This window comes from Mycobacterium sp. MOTT36Y, assembly GCF_000262165.1.
Lineage (GTDB): Bacteria > Actinomycetota > Actinomycetes > Mycobacteriales > Mycobacteriaceae > Mycobacterium > Mycobacterium intracellulare.
On sequence record NC_017904.1, the window covers coordinates 3,069,809 to 3,084,702 of the forward strand.

Annotated in this window: 10 protein-coding genes (1 of these 10 cut by a window edge); 6 read left to right on the plus strand and 4 right to left on the minus strand. The window is 66.9% G+C overall.

The features are described 5' to 3' along the window. Both W7S_RS14005 and W7S_RS26270 read right to left on the minus strand, forming a co-directional pair. Positions 1-8,013 carry the 5' end (the start) of a non-ribosomal peptide synthase/polyketide synthase gene (locus tag W7S_RS14005; protein WP_041297868.1) on the minus strand. It extends 23,250 nt beyond the left edge of the window, so the window shows 8,013 of its 31,263 coding nt (coding positions 1-8,013); it begins with the start codon at positions 8,011-8,013; its stop codon lies off the left edge, out of view. A 50-nt stretch (positions 8,014-8,063) separates the two neighbouring features. Next, a complete protein-coding gene (locus W7S_RS26270; protein ID WP_008257310.1) occupies positions 8,064-8,285 on the minus strand; it encodes an MbtH family protein in 222 nt (73 codons plus the stop codon). 679 nt (positions 8,286-8,964) lie between these two features. On the opposite strand from W7S_RS26270, the gene W7S_RS26945 reads away from it, so the two are divergent. Together W7S_RS26945 and W7S_RS14010 are read left to right on the plus strand one after the other, a co-directional pair. After that, the gene (locus W7S_RS26945) at positions 8,965-9,150 is read left to right on the plus strand and encodes a hypothetical protein (RefSeq protein ID WP_136244581.1); all 186 of its coding nucleotides are present in this window, start codon (positions 8,965-8,967) and stop codon (positions 9,148-9,150) included. Positions 9,151-9,329: 179 nt separating this feature from the next. Beyond that, entirely contained in the window at positions 9,330-10,121 is a 792-nt protein-coding gene (locus W7S_RS14010) for a GAP family protein (protein WP_014711784.1), read from the plus strand. Positions 10,122-10,153: 32 nt separating this feature from the next. Here W7S_RS14010 and W7S_RS14015 read toward each other — a convergent pair whose 3' ends face one another. Then, positions 10,154-10,900: an ANTAR domain-containing protein gene (locus W7S_RS14015; RefSeq protein ID WP_036428932.1), complete on the minus strand. Its 747-nt coding sequence runs from the start codon at positions 10,898-10,900 to the stop codon at positions 10,154-10,156. 107 nt (positions 10,901-11,007) lie between these two features. On the opposite strand from W7S_RS14015, the gene W7S_RS14020 reads away from it, so the two are divergent. The 4 genes from W7S_RS14020 (at position 11,008) to W7S_RS14030 (ending at position 13,249) form a co-directional block, all read left to right on the plus strand. Next, the gene (locus W7S_RS14020) at positions 11,008-11,799 is read left to right on the plus strand and encodes a transglutaminase family protein (protein ID WP_008257316.1); all 792 of its coding nucleotides are present in this window, start codon (positions 11,008-11,010) and stop codon (positions 11,797-11,799) included. Between the two features lie 250 nt (positions 11,800-12,049). Then, positions 12,050-12,517, plus strand: a complete 468-nt coding sequence (locus W7S_RS27575; protein ID WP_008257318.1) for a DUF5994 family protein — start codon at positions 12,050-12,052, stop codon at positions 12,515-12,517. Between the two features lie 232 nt (positions 12,518-12,749). Then, on the plus strand, positions 12,750-12,884 hold the full coding sequence (locus W7S_RS27715; RefSeq protein WP_255348940.1) for a hypothetical protein: 135 nt from the start codon (positions 12,750-12,752) through the stop codon (positions 12,882-12,884). A gap of 161 nt (positions 12,885-13,045) precedes the next feature. Next, positions 13,046-13,249 (plus strand): cold-shock protein, encoded by a 204-nt coding sequence (locus W7S_RS14030; protein WP_008257323.1) that lies wholly within the window; start codon positions 13,046-13,048, stop codon positions 13,247-13,249. A 149-nt stretch (positions 13,250-13,398) separates the two neighbouring features. Here W7S_RS14030 and W7S_RS14035 read toward each other — a convergent pair whose 3' ends face one another. Continuing rightward, complete coding sequence (locus tag W7S_RS14035; RefSeq protein ID WP_008257326.1) at positions 13,399-14,637, minus strand: acyl-CoA desaturase; 1,239 nt, start codon at positions 14,635-14,637, stop codon at positions 13,399-13,401. Positions 14,638-14,894: the final 257 nt, after the last annotated feature.

Here is a 14,894-nt window from a genome sequence, read left to right on the forward strand (position 1 = left end):
GTCGGCCACCGAGCGTACGGCCGCGGGAGCCTTGTGGATGGCGACGTCGTAGCGGTGCCGGTTGAGTTCGTTGTCGGCCATTCCACGTTTGACGCGGATGTCGACCCCGACGGCTTCCGGGCGCGAGCGCGCCCAGGAGGTGAAAAACTCCGGCGCCAAAAGCAATTCGGTCTCGCCGAGCATGGCGTGGCGGACACGCTGGCGGATCTCGGCCGCGTCGGCGGCGTCGCCGCGGGCCAGCGCGATCGCGGTCTGGAACGCGCCCTGCAGGGTGTGGTTGCGGATGTCACCGATGAAGACCGCTCCGCCGGGCGCCAACAGCTCCATGGCCTTGTCGATGACCTCGACCAGATATCCCGCGTTGGGGAAGTACTGGACGACCGAGTTGAGAATGATGGTGTCGAAGTGGCCCTGCGGCAGCCCGTCGGTGACGTGGGCGGGTTGGGTCAGCAGCTCGACGCGGTCGCGCCACGGCAGCTGCAGCCGCTCCATCGCGCGCGCCAGGTTGTCGATCGCGACGGCCGAGAAGTCGGTGGCGACATAGTGGTCGCAGTGCGGGGCGATCTGTGAGAGCAGCAACCCCGAGCCCGCGCCGATCTCCAGCACCCGCCGGGGCCGCAGGGACATGATGCGATCGACTGTGGCGGAACGCCATTCGGCCATCTCTTCGAGCGGGATCGGTTCGCCGGTGTAGCTGCTGTTCCACCCGCGGAAATCCTCGCCGAAGTTTGCCGCGAGGTCGGCGCCGTACAGGTCGTCGTAGAGGTGCTGCCACTCCTGGACGTCTTCGGCGTCCTGCTGCAGATCCCGGTCGGTGGTGGCGTTGTGATCGAGCGTCACGTAGGCGACCAGGTGCGAGCCGGTCGCGGTGTCCGCGACGGTGACGGCGGCCTGGGTCACCTGCGGGCAGGCCAGCAGGGTGTTTTCGATTTCGCCCAGTTCGATGCGCTGTCCGCGCAGTTTGATCTGGTTGTCAGCACGGCCCAGGTAATCCAGGGTCCCGTCGGACATCCAGCGCACCAGGTCGCCGGTGCGATACATCCTTGTTCCCGGCGCGCCAAAGGGGTTGGCGACGAACCGTTCTGCGGTCAACTCCACCCGGCCCAGATAGCCGTGCCCCAGGGCCGGCCCGCTCAGGTACAGCTCGCCCACCACGCCTACCGGGACGGGGTTCAGCCACGCATCGAGCACGCGCGCGCACACGCCGGAGATCGGGGCGCCGATGCGAACGGGTTCGCCCGCCGACAGCCGCGCGCAGGTGACCCAGATGGTGGTCTCGCTCGGGCCGTAACCGTTGAACATCTGGCGGCCCGGCGCCCAGGCGTCCACCAGTTCGGGCAGGCAGGCCTCCCCGACGGCGACCAGCGTGTCCAGGCGATCCAGCCGGGCGCGGTCCAGCGTCGAGATCACGGTGGGCGTCAGGATGGCCGCGCTGACCCGCTGGTCGTGCAGCAAGGCGGTCAGCGCCTCACCGGCATACACCTGCGGCGGCGCCACCACCAGGGCGGCGCCAGATCCCGCCGCCAGCAACAGTTCTCCGACCGAGGCGTCGAAGGTCGGCGAGGCGACCATCAGCACCCGCGCGTCCGGGCCCAGACCGAACAGCTCGCGCTGGGCGGCGGCCCAGCCCAGCATGCCGCTGTGGCCCACCGCGACGCCCTTGGGGACGCCGGTCGAACCCGACGTGAAGATCAGGTAGGCGGTGTCGCCCGCCCGCAGGGGCGAGAGCCGGTCGGCGTCGGTGATCTCCTGCGCCGAGCACGCGGACAGGTCGAGACCGTCGAGACGCACGATCGGGCGCGTCCCGGCGCCCGCGACGTCGTCGGTGCCGCACGTCAACACGCACACCGCGTCGACGGCGTCGAGCACCGAGGCGATGCGCTCGACCGGATGGTCCAGATCCACCGGCGCATAGATGCCACCGGCCTTGACGACCGCCCACCACGCCACCACCAGCTCCGCGCACCGGCCGATCGCCACACCGACGGCGCGCTCCGGGCCGACGCCCGCGTCGATCAGCTTGCGCGCCAACCGCGTTGACCACTCGTCGAGTTCGCGATACGACAACGCCCGCGCACCATCGACCACCGCGGGCGCGTCCGGGCCCGCCGCCACCGCCGCGGCCAGCAGCTCCGGCGCCACGCCCACCGGCGCCCCCACGCCGGCGCCGGACATCCTCGACAGCACCAGGTCGCGCTCGTCGCGGTCCAGCAGGTCGATCGATGACAGCCGCCGGGCGGGGTCGGCCGTCATCGCGACCAACACCCGCTGCAGGCGCCCGACGAGCGACGCGATGCCGGCGGCGTCGAACACGTCGGCGTCGAATTCGATGTGCAGGCCGAGTTCGCGGCCGGGCAGGGCCTCCACCGTCAGCGGATAGTGGTTGTACTCGCGGTTGGTGAACGCGGCGATGGCCAGGCCGTCGTCTCCCAGCGTCATGCCGCTGTCGATCGGGTAGTTCTCGTAGACGAACAGCGTGTCGAAAAGCTGGTCGTGGCCGGTGACGCGGTGGATCTCGCTGAGCGCCAGGTGCTGGTGCTCGAGCGCGTCGTTGTGACTGTTCTGCAACTGCGCCAGCAGATCGGCGGTGGTGGTCGTCGCGGTGATGTTGGCGCGCACCGGCACCGTGTTGATCAGCAGCCCGACCATCGACTCCGCGTCGTCGACCTCGAGCTGGCCGACCCTCGATCGCGGGGTGCCGAAGACGACGTCGTGCTGACCGGTGAGCGAGGTCAGCACCAACGCCCACGCGGCCTGCAGCACGGTGCTCAGCGTGGTGTGGTGCGAGCGCGCCAGCTCGCCGAGGGCCCGGGTGGTCTGCGCGGACACGCGAGACTTCTCAAAGCCGCGGCGCCCCTGCCCCAATCGGTCTTCGGGCGCGACCAGGGTAGGAGTTTCGAAGCCGGACAACAGCTCCTCCCAGGCCTCGCGGGAGGCGTCGAGGTCGCGATCGGCCAGCCAGGTGAGGAAGGCCCGGTAGGAGCCGGCGGCGGGGAGGCGCTGCCCGTAGTAGCTGGCGAAGATTTCGCGCAGCAGGATGGGGAGCGACCAGCCGTCGAGCAGGATGTGGTGATTGGTCAGCACGAACCGGAATCGCCGGTCCGCGGTGCGGATCAACGCGGCCCGGAACGCCGCCTGCCCGGCGAGGTCGCACACCGCGGCGCGTTCGGCCGCGCACAGGCGCTCGATTCGCGCGTCGCTGTCGGCCTCCCCGGCGCCGCCGCCGTCGAGCTCGAGGTACCGCCACTCGACCACGGGATCGGCGGGGATGATCTGCACCGGCTCGTCGAACTGTTCGCAGAACAGGGCCGCCAGGTGGGGGTGCCGGTTGACAACGGTGTGCACCGCGTCGCGCAGCCGGTCGGGGTCGAGCGGCCCGGTCAGCGTGAAATCGAGTTGGACCGCGTACATGTCGTCGCCGCCCTGCGCGGTGCTGGAGTGGAACAGCAGACCCTGCTGCAGCGGCGTCAGCGGCAAGATGTCGGCGATGTGGTGCCGGCGCGCCAGCTCGTCGATCTGCTGTTGGCTCAGGCGGGCCGGGGCGATGTCCGACGGGGTCAGCCCCCCGCCGCCGTTGCGGACGTGTGCGCAGACCCCGGACAGCGCCTCGAACCACAGCCGGCTCAACCGGGTGATCTGTGTGGCGTCGAGAACCGATGGCGCCCAGGTCCATTCGGCGTGCAGGTGCGGTCCGGCGCCGGTGTCGATGGTGCCGGCATTGAGTTCGACGGTGTGCATCAGCGGCATGGGCACCGCCGCGGCGGCGCCGATCAACGACAGACCATCCTGGCTGATGCTCCAGCCCTCCCCCGCCGAATCGGGCGCTGCGCCTTGGCGTCCCAGGTAATTGAAGGCGATGGAGGGGTCGGCCCCGGCGAGATCGACGTCGGTGTTGAGGTAGCGCAGCAGCCCGTAGGTCAGCGGGTCGGGCAGCGCGCGCAGCTGCTCCTTGGCGTCTTTGATGATGGGCCCCAGCGCCGTGTCGCCGGAAACCACCTGCGCCCAGCGCAATCCGGCCACCGGCCCCGCCATTTTCAAAGACACCGGGTACTTGGTGGTGAACCATCCGACGGTGCGGGACAGATCGATGTCGGCGCCGAGTTCCTCGTGGCGTCCGTGGGCCTCGACGTCGATGCCGATCGGGGCGCCGGTGTCACCCAGGAATTCCGCCCACGCCAGCCCGAAGGCGATCAACAGGACGTCCTGGATCCCGGCGTGGAACGCGGTCGGCACCTCACCGAGCAGCATCGCGGTCGTCTCGGCGTCCAGCTCGACCGACAAGCGCCCGGCGCTGGCGTAGGTGTCCACGTCGGGGCGCGCCGCGGGCAGCGCGGCGGGCGCCCCCGTCACCCGCTTCCACGCGTTCAACTGGCCGACGACATCGCGGTGGCGTGCGTGCTCGTTCAGCATTGTCGCCCAGCGGGCAAACGAGGTCCCCGCCGGCGGCAGCTCCACCGGCTGTCCGGCGCTGTGCAGCGCCCACGCAATGTTGAGGTCCTCCAACAGGATCCACCACGACACCGCGTCGACGGCCAGGTGGTGGATGATCACCGCCAGCCGGCCGGTGGACTCGACCCACAACGCGCTCAGCATCGCCCCGGTGAACGGGTTCAACCGCGAGCGGGCGTCAAGCAGCGCGTCGTCGGTCAGCGCGTCCACCGCCTGCAGGCAGTCCTGCGCCCACACCGACCCGGGTTCGGGAATGTGGAACGACCAGCCGCCGGCGCCGTCGCGCTCGACCCGCAGCCGAAGCATGGCGTGCCGATCCACCAAGGCCTGCAACACCATTGAGACGTCGGCCGCGGTCACCCCCGCGGGGGCCTGCACCATCACGGTCTGGTTGAACTGATCGACCGGGCCGGCCTGCTCCGCGCCCTCTAGCCACCGCATGATCGGGGTGGGCGGCACCGGCCCGACGCCCTCGTCGACCACCTGCGCCGCTCCGTCGCTCACCCCGGCCACCCGGGCGAGCCGGGCGACGGTCTGCTCGACGAACACGTCTCGGGGCCGGCAGGTCAGGCCCGCCGCGCGGGCCCGCGCCACGACTTGCAGCGACAAGATGCTGTCGCCGCCCAGCTCGAAGAAGGACTCGTCGACGCCGACGCGCTGCACGCCGAGCACCTCGGCGTAGATGCCGGCCAGGATCTCCTCGACCGAGTTGCCCGGGGCGCGGTACTCGCCCGTCGTGTATTCGGGCGTCGGCAGAGCGCGGGTGTCGAGTTTGCCGTTGGGCGTCAGCGGCAGGGCGTCGAGGACGACCACCGCGGCCGGCACCATGTAGCCCGGGAGCCGCTCGGCCAGTGCGGCGCGCGCCTCGACGGGGTCGGCGATGCCGGTGACGTAACCGACCAGGCGCTTGTCCCCGGGGCGGTCCTCGCGGGCGATCACCACGGCCTGGTCGACGCCGTCAAGCGCGGCGAGCGCGGCCTGGATTTCGCCGAGCTCGATGCGGTAGCCGCGGATTTTGACCTGTTCGTCGGCGCGGCCGAGGTACTGCAGTTGACCGTCATCGCCCCAGCACGCCAGGTCCCCGGTGCGGTACATGCGCGCGCCCGCCCCACCGAACGGGCAGGCCACGAACCGTGACGCGGTCAGCCCGGTCCGGCCGACGTAGCCGCTGGTCACCCCGTCACCGGCGACATACAACTCGCCGACGACGCCCGGCGGCACCGGGCGCAGCCAGCCGTCGAGCACGAACAACGCCGCCCCGGGCACCGGGGAACCGATCGGCGGGATCCCGGATCCCTTCGTCAGCGGCTCGCTGATCGCCACGCACATCGTCGTCTCGGTCGGGCCGTAGGCGTTGACCATCACCCGGCCCGGCGCCCACCGGTCCACCACCTCGGCCGGGCAGGCCTCGCCCACCACCACCAGCGACGCCGCCGAAAGCCGCTCGGGCGAGAGCATCGCCACGGCCGACGGGGTCTGGGTCAACACGCTGACGTCCTCGCCGGCCAGCACGTCGTGCAGTTCGTCGGGTGAGCGCGTGACGTCCTCGGGGACCACGACCAGCCGGCCGCCGCGCAGCAGCGCGCCGAAGATCTCCCACACCGAGACGTCGAACGCGTACGAGTGGCACTGCGACCACACGCCCGACGGCGGCAGGCCGGCGTCCAGGGATCCCAACAGCTGCGTCACGTTGCGGTGCGTGACCGCGACGCCTTTGGGGACACCGGTGGTGCCCGAGGTGTAGATCAGGTAAGCGACGTGGTCCGGACCGGGCGCCGGCAAGGCGTCGGCGCGCTGGGCGTCGATCCGGGAATCGTTGACATCGATGACCGGCACGTCGTGACCGTCGAGGCGGTCGGCCAGATCGACGGTGCTCAGCGCGGCAACGGGTTTGGCGTCGTCGAGCATGAACCCGATCCGCGACTCGGGCGAGGACGGATCGATCGGCAGGTAGGCCGCACCGGTCTTGAGTACCGCCAGGATCGACGCGACGGCTTCGGGCGACCGCGAAAACATCAGCGCCACAGTCCGTCCCGGGCCCGCGCCCAGCCCGGTCAACAGATGCGCCAGCCGGTTGGACGCCTCATCGAGTTCCCGGTAGGTCACCGACCGGCCCTCACACACCAGCGCCACGGCCTCGGGCGTGCGCGACACCTGGGTGGCGAACAGTTCCGGCACCGACACGGGCGCGCTCGCCGACAGGTTCAGAACCTCTTTATTACCAAGCCCTTCCAGGCGTGCGCGCTCCGCGGGCCGCAGCACATCCAGCGACGACAGGCGCCGGCTCGGATCGGCGACCATGGTCGCCAGCACACGCTGCAGCCGTTCGGCCAGGTCCGCGACGTCGAAATTCGAAAACGGTTGCCCGGTACCGACAGTGCTCAGGAATTGCTGGTCGCCGAATCCGAGGAAGAACAGTCCGAAGTGGCCAACCGGCCCGAAGCTGGTGTAGGTCGCGGTCGCCGGGGTGCCGTTGAGGCTGAGGGTGAGGCGGGCCGGGACGAAGTTGACGACCACCCGGTTGGGCGCCTGCCGCGGGCCGTTGAAGCCGCCTTCGCCGTCCAGCGTCCGCGTCGGGAACTGCTGATGCCGCAACGCCTCTCGAGACCGCTGGTCAACATGCCGGCAAAAGTCGGCGAACGAGGTGTCCGGCGCGGCCTTCAGCACCAGGGGCACCACGCCGGCGAGCATGCCGGGGTGCGTCTTCGACTCCGGGTCGACGCGCCGGCTGACCGGAAAGTCGAGCACGACTTCGTCGGAACCGTCGGCGCACCAACCCCGCACCAGAAGCGCGCAGGCCGCGGTGAGTACCGATGACCGACGGATGCCCAACGTCTTGGACAACTCTTTGACCCTGCCGACCACGGACTGATCCAGTTGCACTGGCGGAGACGGTGAATACGGGTCTCGCCCGTCATTCCGCGCCGGTGCCGGATAGTCCGCCCCGCTGCCCGCGGGGCGGTGCGCGACCCAATACTCTTGATCTTCACGGAATTTGGCGGATGCCTCGTATTCCAGCTCGCCGCTGACGAGGTCATGCAGGGAGCCGAAGAAGGCGGGGGGAACTGGCTTGCCGGCGGCCAGCGCGGAGTAGACGGCGGCGATCCGTCGTCCGGTCAGCGCGATGCCCATGCCGTCGATGGCGATGTGATGGCAGACGGTGAACCAGTAGTACTCGTCGGGACCCGTACGGAACAAAGCGAATTTGATCATCGGGCCGGTGAGCGGCATCGGCGTTCGCTGGATCGATGCCGCGGTCTCCCGGACTTCCCGCTCCGGATCCTGCGATTCCGTCAGGTCGTAGAAGACCAAGTCGACGTCGTCGTAGTCGACGGCCTTCTGGAAGACCTGGCCGTCGGCCTCGAAGAACGAGGCCCGCAGGCTCTCGGCCTCGTTGACCACGTGTCGCATAGCTTGGTGCAGCAGACGGGGGTCGATCGCCCCGTCGATACGGACCAGCACGCCCAGCTGCCACGCCGCGTCGAAGTGGCCGGTCTGTTGTGCTAACCAGATATCGAGCTGGCCTCGCGTTACCGGGAGTGCCCGGTCACCACCACGCTCCACTGAACCCCCCAAGCTCTACCGAAGTCCTTCATATGACATCGGTGTAAACATCACAAACCGGCGCGGGTCGGCGTGTCGCGGAGGCTTTTCGCCCGGATATCGGGCCAGTGTTCTTCGATGTAGTGCAGGCATGCGGCGCGGTCGGCTTGCCCAAAAACTACTCTCCAACCGGCGGGAACGGTAGTGAAAGTTGGCCAAAGACTGTGTTGTTCTTCGTTATTGACCAGGACGAAAAAACTGCCGCCGTCGTCGTCGAACGGATTGAGCTGCATTGATGGACCCCCTAACACCGAAACGAAAACTCCAAAGCGCTGCGCACCACACGAAGTACCGTGCGGCACTTAAGGATTGAGCCGTTAGGCTCGATCAGCATCTCGACCGGCAGATGCGGTCGAAAATGGCGCCCGTGAGTTTGGACGCGGTGGCAACTGAGCCATGACGGCCATGGCAGACCCCCTACCCGGGTAGGTCCCACGAACGTCAATGTCGCCATTCACGCTCGCGGTGTACCCCGACCGCTCGTTCCGAAACATTTGAATTACGTTCTCATGTAAGACATTAACAGCGGCCGTTGTTGCACTCGTGTCTCGCTGTCCAGCAAAACAACTTTGACGCTCGGCACCGTTTGATATCGCCACGACACGGGTGCCATACCGTTCTTTTCGCAAGCGACCTAGGGAAATAATGAATTTGCCGGCCCGGCATTCCGGACGTCGCTTACGTGAACGAAAAATATTTGCCTCTGGCCCGTCCGGCGGCTCGGCGCGCGGCGCCGTGGCCGCGGCGTAACCGATAATCCTGCCGCAGGTGCGGTCCGAATCATGGCTTCAACAGTCTATTCGCGGCGCCACGATTCGGAGTAGCCAATTGATACCCGGCGACACAGTCCGTTTGCCGCACCGTGCAAAAACGTACGGACGCTTGCTAAACCGCGATTAGCACCCCGCCATCATGATCGACACATCGAGCTTCGCCGTAGCTGTGGCGAGTCGGATTGCCGCGGCGGCGTTCGGCCAAGTGGTGCGTTTGCTTTCGGGCGTGACGCTGCGCACATACGGCTGGCTACGTCTGGCGCACGATTCTTCCGGCCGTTTTGGCCGGCGGGACCGGCCAACCGGCAACCCCGGGGCCTTGTGATTGATCTCACGGACGCGCTTGCGTGCCGCTCGTCGGCTTCGCCCGAATCCGTTGACCAAGATCAAGATTCGGCGCACAGCGGGCTCATAGCTTTGGGCGGGCCGCGCTTCGCGGCGGCGCCGATCCGGTCGCGACCCGTCGGCGTTTAAGCGTCGACAGGTGCGGGTAGAGCTGCGGCCATGTGGGGGTCAGTGCTGGGCTTGGGAATTCTGGCTGCGCTCAACCCGGTTCGTCTCGGGCTTGCCCTGCTGATGATCTCGCGGCCACGGCCGGGACCGAGTCTGCTCGCCTACTGGATCGGCGGGCTGACGGTATGCGTACCCGAGCTCTTGCTCCCCCTGATGCTGCTGAACTTCACCCCCATGTTCGGGCACATCGCGCACGGTTCGTCTTCCCCTTCTACGGGCGCGACCCTCGGAAAGGTTCAAATCGGCCTCGGCGTGATCGGGCTGTCGATCGCGGCGGCGATGACGGTGCGCTTCGTGACGCGCCAGCGGGTGGCGCAACCCTCGCCCGACGCCCGATCGCCGGCACCGTCGTCAGCCTCCGCGGCGCCCATCGCCATGCCGCGGCTGCTGACCCGGGTCCAAGATGTCTCGAGCGACGACGGCTCCCCCGTCCGGCGCCTGCTCGGCCGCATCCACGACGCATGGGAGGGCGGGTCGTCGTGGGTCGCGTGGGTGATCGGGCTGATCTCGGTGCCGGTCGACGGCGTCCTCTTCATCGTCGCGATCATCATGGCGTCGGGCGCGTCGCTCACCGCACAGTTCGGCGCCGCCATCGCGTTCATCGTCCTGATGTACGCCGTCGTCGAGGTGATCCTCGTCGGGTACGTGGCCACGCCGGCCAAGACCCAATCCCTACTCCGGGTGTTGCACGACTGGGTGCGGACCTACCACCGGCAGATTTTGGTCATCCTGTTCACGGTGGTTGGGGTGTCGCAGCTGGCGCAGGGTCTGCACATCGTATGAGCCCCGATCGCGGTCCGCGCCGTGCCGGCGGCTCAGGCCGAGCGCGGAGGGCGCTTCGTCTCGACCAGCGTGCGGGCGATCTGCTCGACCCGGGTGTTCGTCTGCTGCGAGAGCCGGGTCAACAGGCCGAACGCCCCACCGGCGTCGATGTTGAATCGTTCCATCAGGACGCCCTTGGCCTGCCCGATCACGTCTCGGGTCTCGATGGCGCGCATCAGTTGCTTGTTCTCGAGGGCCAGCGACTCCTGGCGCTGGGCGTGAAGGCCGGCTTCCACGGCGCTGACGGCCTCGAACGTGTGCAGCAGCTCGGCCGGATCCCAGGCGTCCCCGTGTTCGACGTCGCGCGCCACCTCGGCAAGCAGCTGCCTGCTTTCGGAGACTTCCTTGACGCAGTGCACCACTCCCACCAGCTCGCCGTGGTCGAGCAGCGGGGAGTTAGTGGGCCTCCACACCTTGGGCAGGAATTCCTCGGGCGCCGCGGGATCGGGAATGTCGTAGCGCTGCAGCCGCATCTTGTGCGTGTGGCCGCTGCTCATCGCGACCTCGAGGGACGACGCGAGCTTCGACGTCCCGTCGGATTGCGGGTCCTTCGGGTTGTCCGGGAAGGCCTCGAACAGATACTGGCCCGGCAGCTCGTTGTGTTCCCGCAGCGTGGCCTGCTCGTAGGCCCGGCTTGCCGCCCGGATCCGCAGGTCGCGATCAAGCAGCACGCAACAGACGCCCGAGACCCCTTGGACCATCTCTCGGGCTATCGCGTCGAACTGCCCCTGGTTACGCATCGTTTATGCCACTACCCGTTTGTAAAAACGCTCAACCACCCACGATCGCCGGCGCGCGGCTGGCGATCTGGGCCCCTCCGGCGCACTATCTCGCTATGAGACGAGAAGTGGGCGCCGAGATTGAAGTCGAAATCACTGCGGCCACGACGCTGGAGTTCCAGATTGCAGTTGCGCCGCACCCGCATGCTGAGGTCTTCGAGTCGCTGCGCTTCGTCTTGAACGGAGAGCGAATCCAGCCCTTGGAGGTCAGCGGACTGCACGGCAACCGCATCCACAAGTTCGACGCGGAGGTCGGCACGCTGCGCGTGGACTACGCAGCGACGATCGTGGGGCACACTGATCCGGCTCCGGTGACCGAATACGACCAGTCGATGTACCTGCGGCCGAGCCGTTACGCCGAGGCCGACAAGTTCTATGGTTTCGCCGCCACAGAATTCGGCAATGACCGCGATCCGACGGCGTTGCTGGAGCACGTCAGTTCCTGGGTGGGCACCAGACTCAACTACGTACCCGGCTCGAGCGATCCGATTGACGGGGCGGTGGACACCCTGCTCGCCGGCGAAGGTGTGTGCCGTGACTACGCGCATCTGGTCGTGGCACTTCTGCGAGCGGTCAGCGTGCCGGCCCGCTTGGTATCCGTCTACGCGCCCGGGGTAAATCCGATGGACTTCCACGCGGTCGCCGAAGCTTTCGTCGAGGGGCAATGGCGGGTGGTCGACGCGACGCTGCTGGCGCCGCGACAGACGCTGGTGCGCATAGCCACCGGTCGCGACGCGGCCGACACGGCCTTCCTCGATAATCACAAGGGCGCGATCACGCTGGATCGGCTGGTGGTCAGCGCCCTGGTGAACGGCGAATTGCCCCGGGACTCGATCGACCAACTGGTTTCGATCCGCTGACGTCAGCCGCAAACCCGAACACCGTGCCATCGTATGTTCGATGAAATCCGCTGCGCCGCGGCGTGTTTGCGCCACGGCGACGGCAAGAGCCGCGTCGCAAGCCGGTGGCAATCATGATTCGCGCTCGCGTTCGGACACGACCGGAGTAGTGTGAGACCATCGGCGATACCTCGAACGTGACGAATCAAAGCCATGTCATCGTCGATTCGAATGATTTGGCCCACTTCGCGGCCAAGACGGGAGCGTCAATATGGCGCCGCATGACGACCACACCACTGCCGGGGGCCGGCACGCCCCGCCGCTACACACACCGCGCCTGCGCCTGAAACCGAAGTCGCCCCGCAGCGGGTATGTCGATGGAGCGTGGTGGCCGCACAGTGACGACCTGACGGCGGAGCTGCCAGATCTGCTGGCAGTGCTATCGGTTCGGCTTGGTCCGGTGGGTCGTGTCATCTACAACCTCACCGAATGGGCAACGGCGCCAGCGAAATTGGCGTTCGGCTCACAGACGGTGCGGCTCGACGGGTACCGCCGCCAGCCGGTTCACACCGTCGAGGTGCTCGGGCTCAACCGCCAGAGAATCACCCTCCTGGTGGTTTCACCGCACACCGACGAACACGATGCGCACACCGTCATGATGACCGCGGCCGGCCCGAACAACGCCTTGACGGTCGCGAGCCTCATGATCAGCGGGCAAAAAGTGGACGCCCACGAGTAGACCATGTCGGACACATCACGCATCAGCGCCGGATTCGACTGACCCTGTTTTAACCTGACTTCACGGTGCATTTTCTCCGGTCATGCGCGTTGCAGGCGGCCCGAATTATTTTGATTTGGAATTTTAGGTCGGTTTAGTTGGTGGCCGCTTTGATAGCGGGGCCGGGGTGCGCAGGAGGGGTGTATGCTCGCTAAATCGGGACCTGCCAGGTCCCCAAGTCAAAAAGGCCGCGATGTCTGATAAATCTCCCCGACAAACCATGGGTAAGAAATCGGGTAAATCCCTGAAAGAAAAACGAGCGGCGAAGCGCGGCAAGGCCGCCGAGGTCTCGCAGACGGAAGCCCTGCTGGTCACCAAGAAGCGCTGAGGCGACGATCTTCCTCGATAGCGCCCGTTTATCCGTGATCGGATGCCGTAGGTCCCCAGCGTGCTTGCGGCAATTAACGCCCGCGACTTTTTCGCTGGATTGTGTTACGGTTGACCCGGATGTAGCTAATTTCATCCGCTCCGAAAGAAAGCGAAATTCGTATGACACAGGGAACCGTGAAATGGTTCAACAGCGACAAGGGCTTCGGATTCATCGCCCCTGACGGCGGCGAAAAGGATGTATTCGTCCACCATTCTGAGATCCAGGAAAGCGGCTTTCGCAGCCTCGAGGAGAATCAGCGCGTCCAGTTCGAGATCAGCCAGGGGCCTAAAGGCCCCCAAGCGGTGGGAGTGACCACCCTCTAGCGGTGGAGCACGAAAACCCCTGGGGCTGAACGCATTCCACACGGCCCAAGGGCCGGGCGATGCCCTTGTCTCGGCCGCTGGGCTCGTGCGCCCGTCGAGATACGCGGGGCGCCAATCCAAAAGCCGCCTTATTGCGTCCGCACTGCGCGCTAGGCGGTGCGGCCCCCCGGCTGGCCTCGTCGACCGCGGGTGAGCATCGCCGTCGCCAACCCGCGTCGCCTCACGTCAGTGTCCGCGATTGCTACTTGCGGCCGGCCCGCGGCGTCCCGAAATCTATGCTCGGACGCTGTCTCTGGCGCGTCGTCGGCGGTCGCGGACAAAAATCGGTCGGGCAGCGCCAATTTGCAGATCGTGCGGACGGTGAGCAGGTACTGCCGGAGCAGCGGACCGGTGGTGTAGGGCAAGTCGTATCTGACGCACAGCGCGCGAACCCGTTGAGCGATCTCGGGGTAACGATTGCTCGGCAGATCGGGAAACAGATGGTGTTCGATTTGATAGCAGAGGTTTCCGCTCATGAACGCCAACGCCGGACCGGCTCGGAAGTTGGCGGTCCCGAGCATCTGCCGGAGATACCATTCGGGTTTCGTCTCGTTCTCCAAGACCGACGGGGTGAACTTTTCCGCTCCGTCCGCGAAGTGACCGCAGACGATGACCGCGTACGCCCACACGTTGCGTAACCCGTTGGCGACCACGTTCGCGCCGAGCGTGCGGCGCCATCGCCGTCGGCCCAGCGCAGGAAAGAAGACGTAATCCTTAGCGGCCTGGCGAGCCATCTTGCGGATCATCACCCGTTTGTGGGCAGATCTACCGGCCTCTGTTGTCTCGCGATCCCGCACCGCGTACAGGCCATGCAGCGCGACGCCCCATTCGAATGCCAGCGCCAGCAACACCGCGCGCAACGGTTGCGCCAGGGCGCTCGGCACCCACTCCTGATCGCGCGTGACCCGCAGGACTCCGAATCCGAGGTCGTCGTCCATGCCCACGACGTTGGTGTACACGTGGTGCAGGTGGTTGTGAGAGGACTGCCAGTGCTTCGAGGGACCGACCATGTCCCATTCCCAGGTACTGGAATGGATTTCCGGATCGTTCATCCAATCCCACTGACCGTGGCTGATGTTGTGGCTGAGTTCCATGTTCTCGATACACTTGGCCGCAGCCAGCGCTGCGGTTCCGAGAGCCCATCCGGCCTTCGATTTGCTGCCGATGAGGGTCAGTCTGGCCGCGACCTCCAGGCATCGCTGAAAGGCGATGGCCCGCCGGATGTAGTCACGGTCCTTGGTGCCGCGCGAACCTTCGACGTCGCAACGGATCGTGTCCAGTGCGGCCGCGAGGTTCTCGACGTCTTCATCGCTGAGGTGGGCGTATTCAGGTACTTCGGTAATCGCCATGGAATCAGTGAGATTCGGGCTGAGCGGAGACATGCGGACAGGGCGGGTTTACGAACCGCGGCAAAAGGGGTCACGTCCGATCTTGTGGGTGGTTACGCGCGAGTGGCGAGGATCGACGCGAGGTCAGATAAGCGGCGAACTTCTCGATCTAGAAAACCGGCCCGCGGGTTGGGGCGGCACGGCGACGCGTCCGGGACCTACCGGTCCGGTGGACGGCCGTATCATCTGTGTGAGAGCACCTGCCTGATCGGCTCGTG

What these genes read in the sequence shown, in the direction of transcription:
- W7S_RS14010 (WP_014711784.1), top strand. Translation starts at nt 9,330, where the DNA reads ATGTGGGGGTCAGTGCTGGGCTTGGGAATTCTGGCTGCGCTCAACCCG.
- W7S_RS27715 (WP_255348940.1), top strand. Translation starts at nt 12,750, where the DNA reads ATGTCTGATAAATCTCCCCGACAAACCATGGGTAAGAAATCGGGTAAA.
- W7S_RS26945 (WP_136244581.1), top strand. Translation starts at nt 8,965, where the DNA reads ATGATCGACACATCGAGCTTCGCCGTAGCTGTGGCGAGTCGGATTGCC.
- W7S_RS26270 (WP_008257310.1), bottom strand. Translation starts at nt 8,285, where the DNA reads ATGCAGCTCAATCCGTTCGACGACGACGGCGGCAGTTTTTTCGTCCTG.
- W7S_RS14015 (WP_036428932.1), bottom strand. Translation starts at nt 10,900, where the DNA reads ATGCGTAACCAGGGGCAGTTCGACGCGATAGCCCGAGAGATGGTCCAA.
- W7S_RS14035 (WP_008257326.1), bottom strand. Translation starts at nt 14,637, where the DNA reads ATGGCGATTACCGAAGTACCTGAATACGCCCACCTCAGCGATGAAGAC.
- W7S_RS14030 (WP_008257323.1), top strand. Translation starts at nt 13,046, where the DNA reads ATGACACAGGGAACCGTGAAATGGTTCAACAGCGACAAGGGCTTCGGA.
- W7S_RS27575 (WP_008257318.1), top strand. Translation starts at nt 12,050, where the DNA reads ATGGCGCCGCATGACGACCACACCACTGCCGGGGGCCGGCACGCCCCG.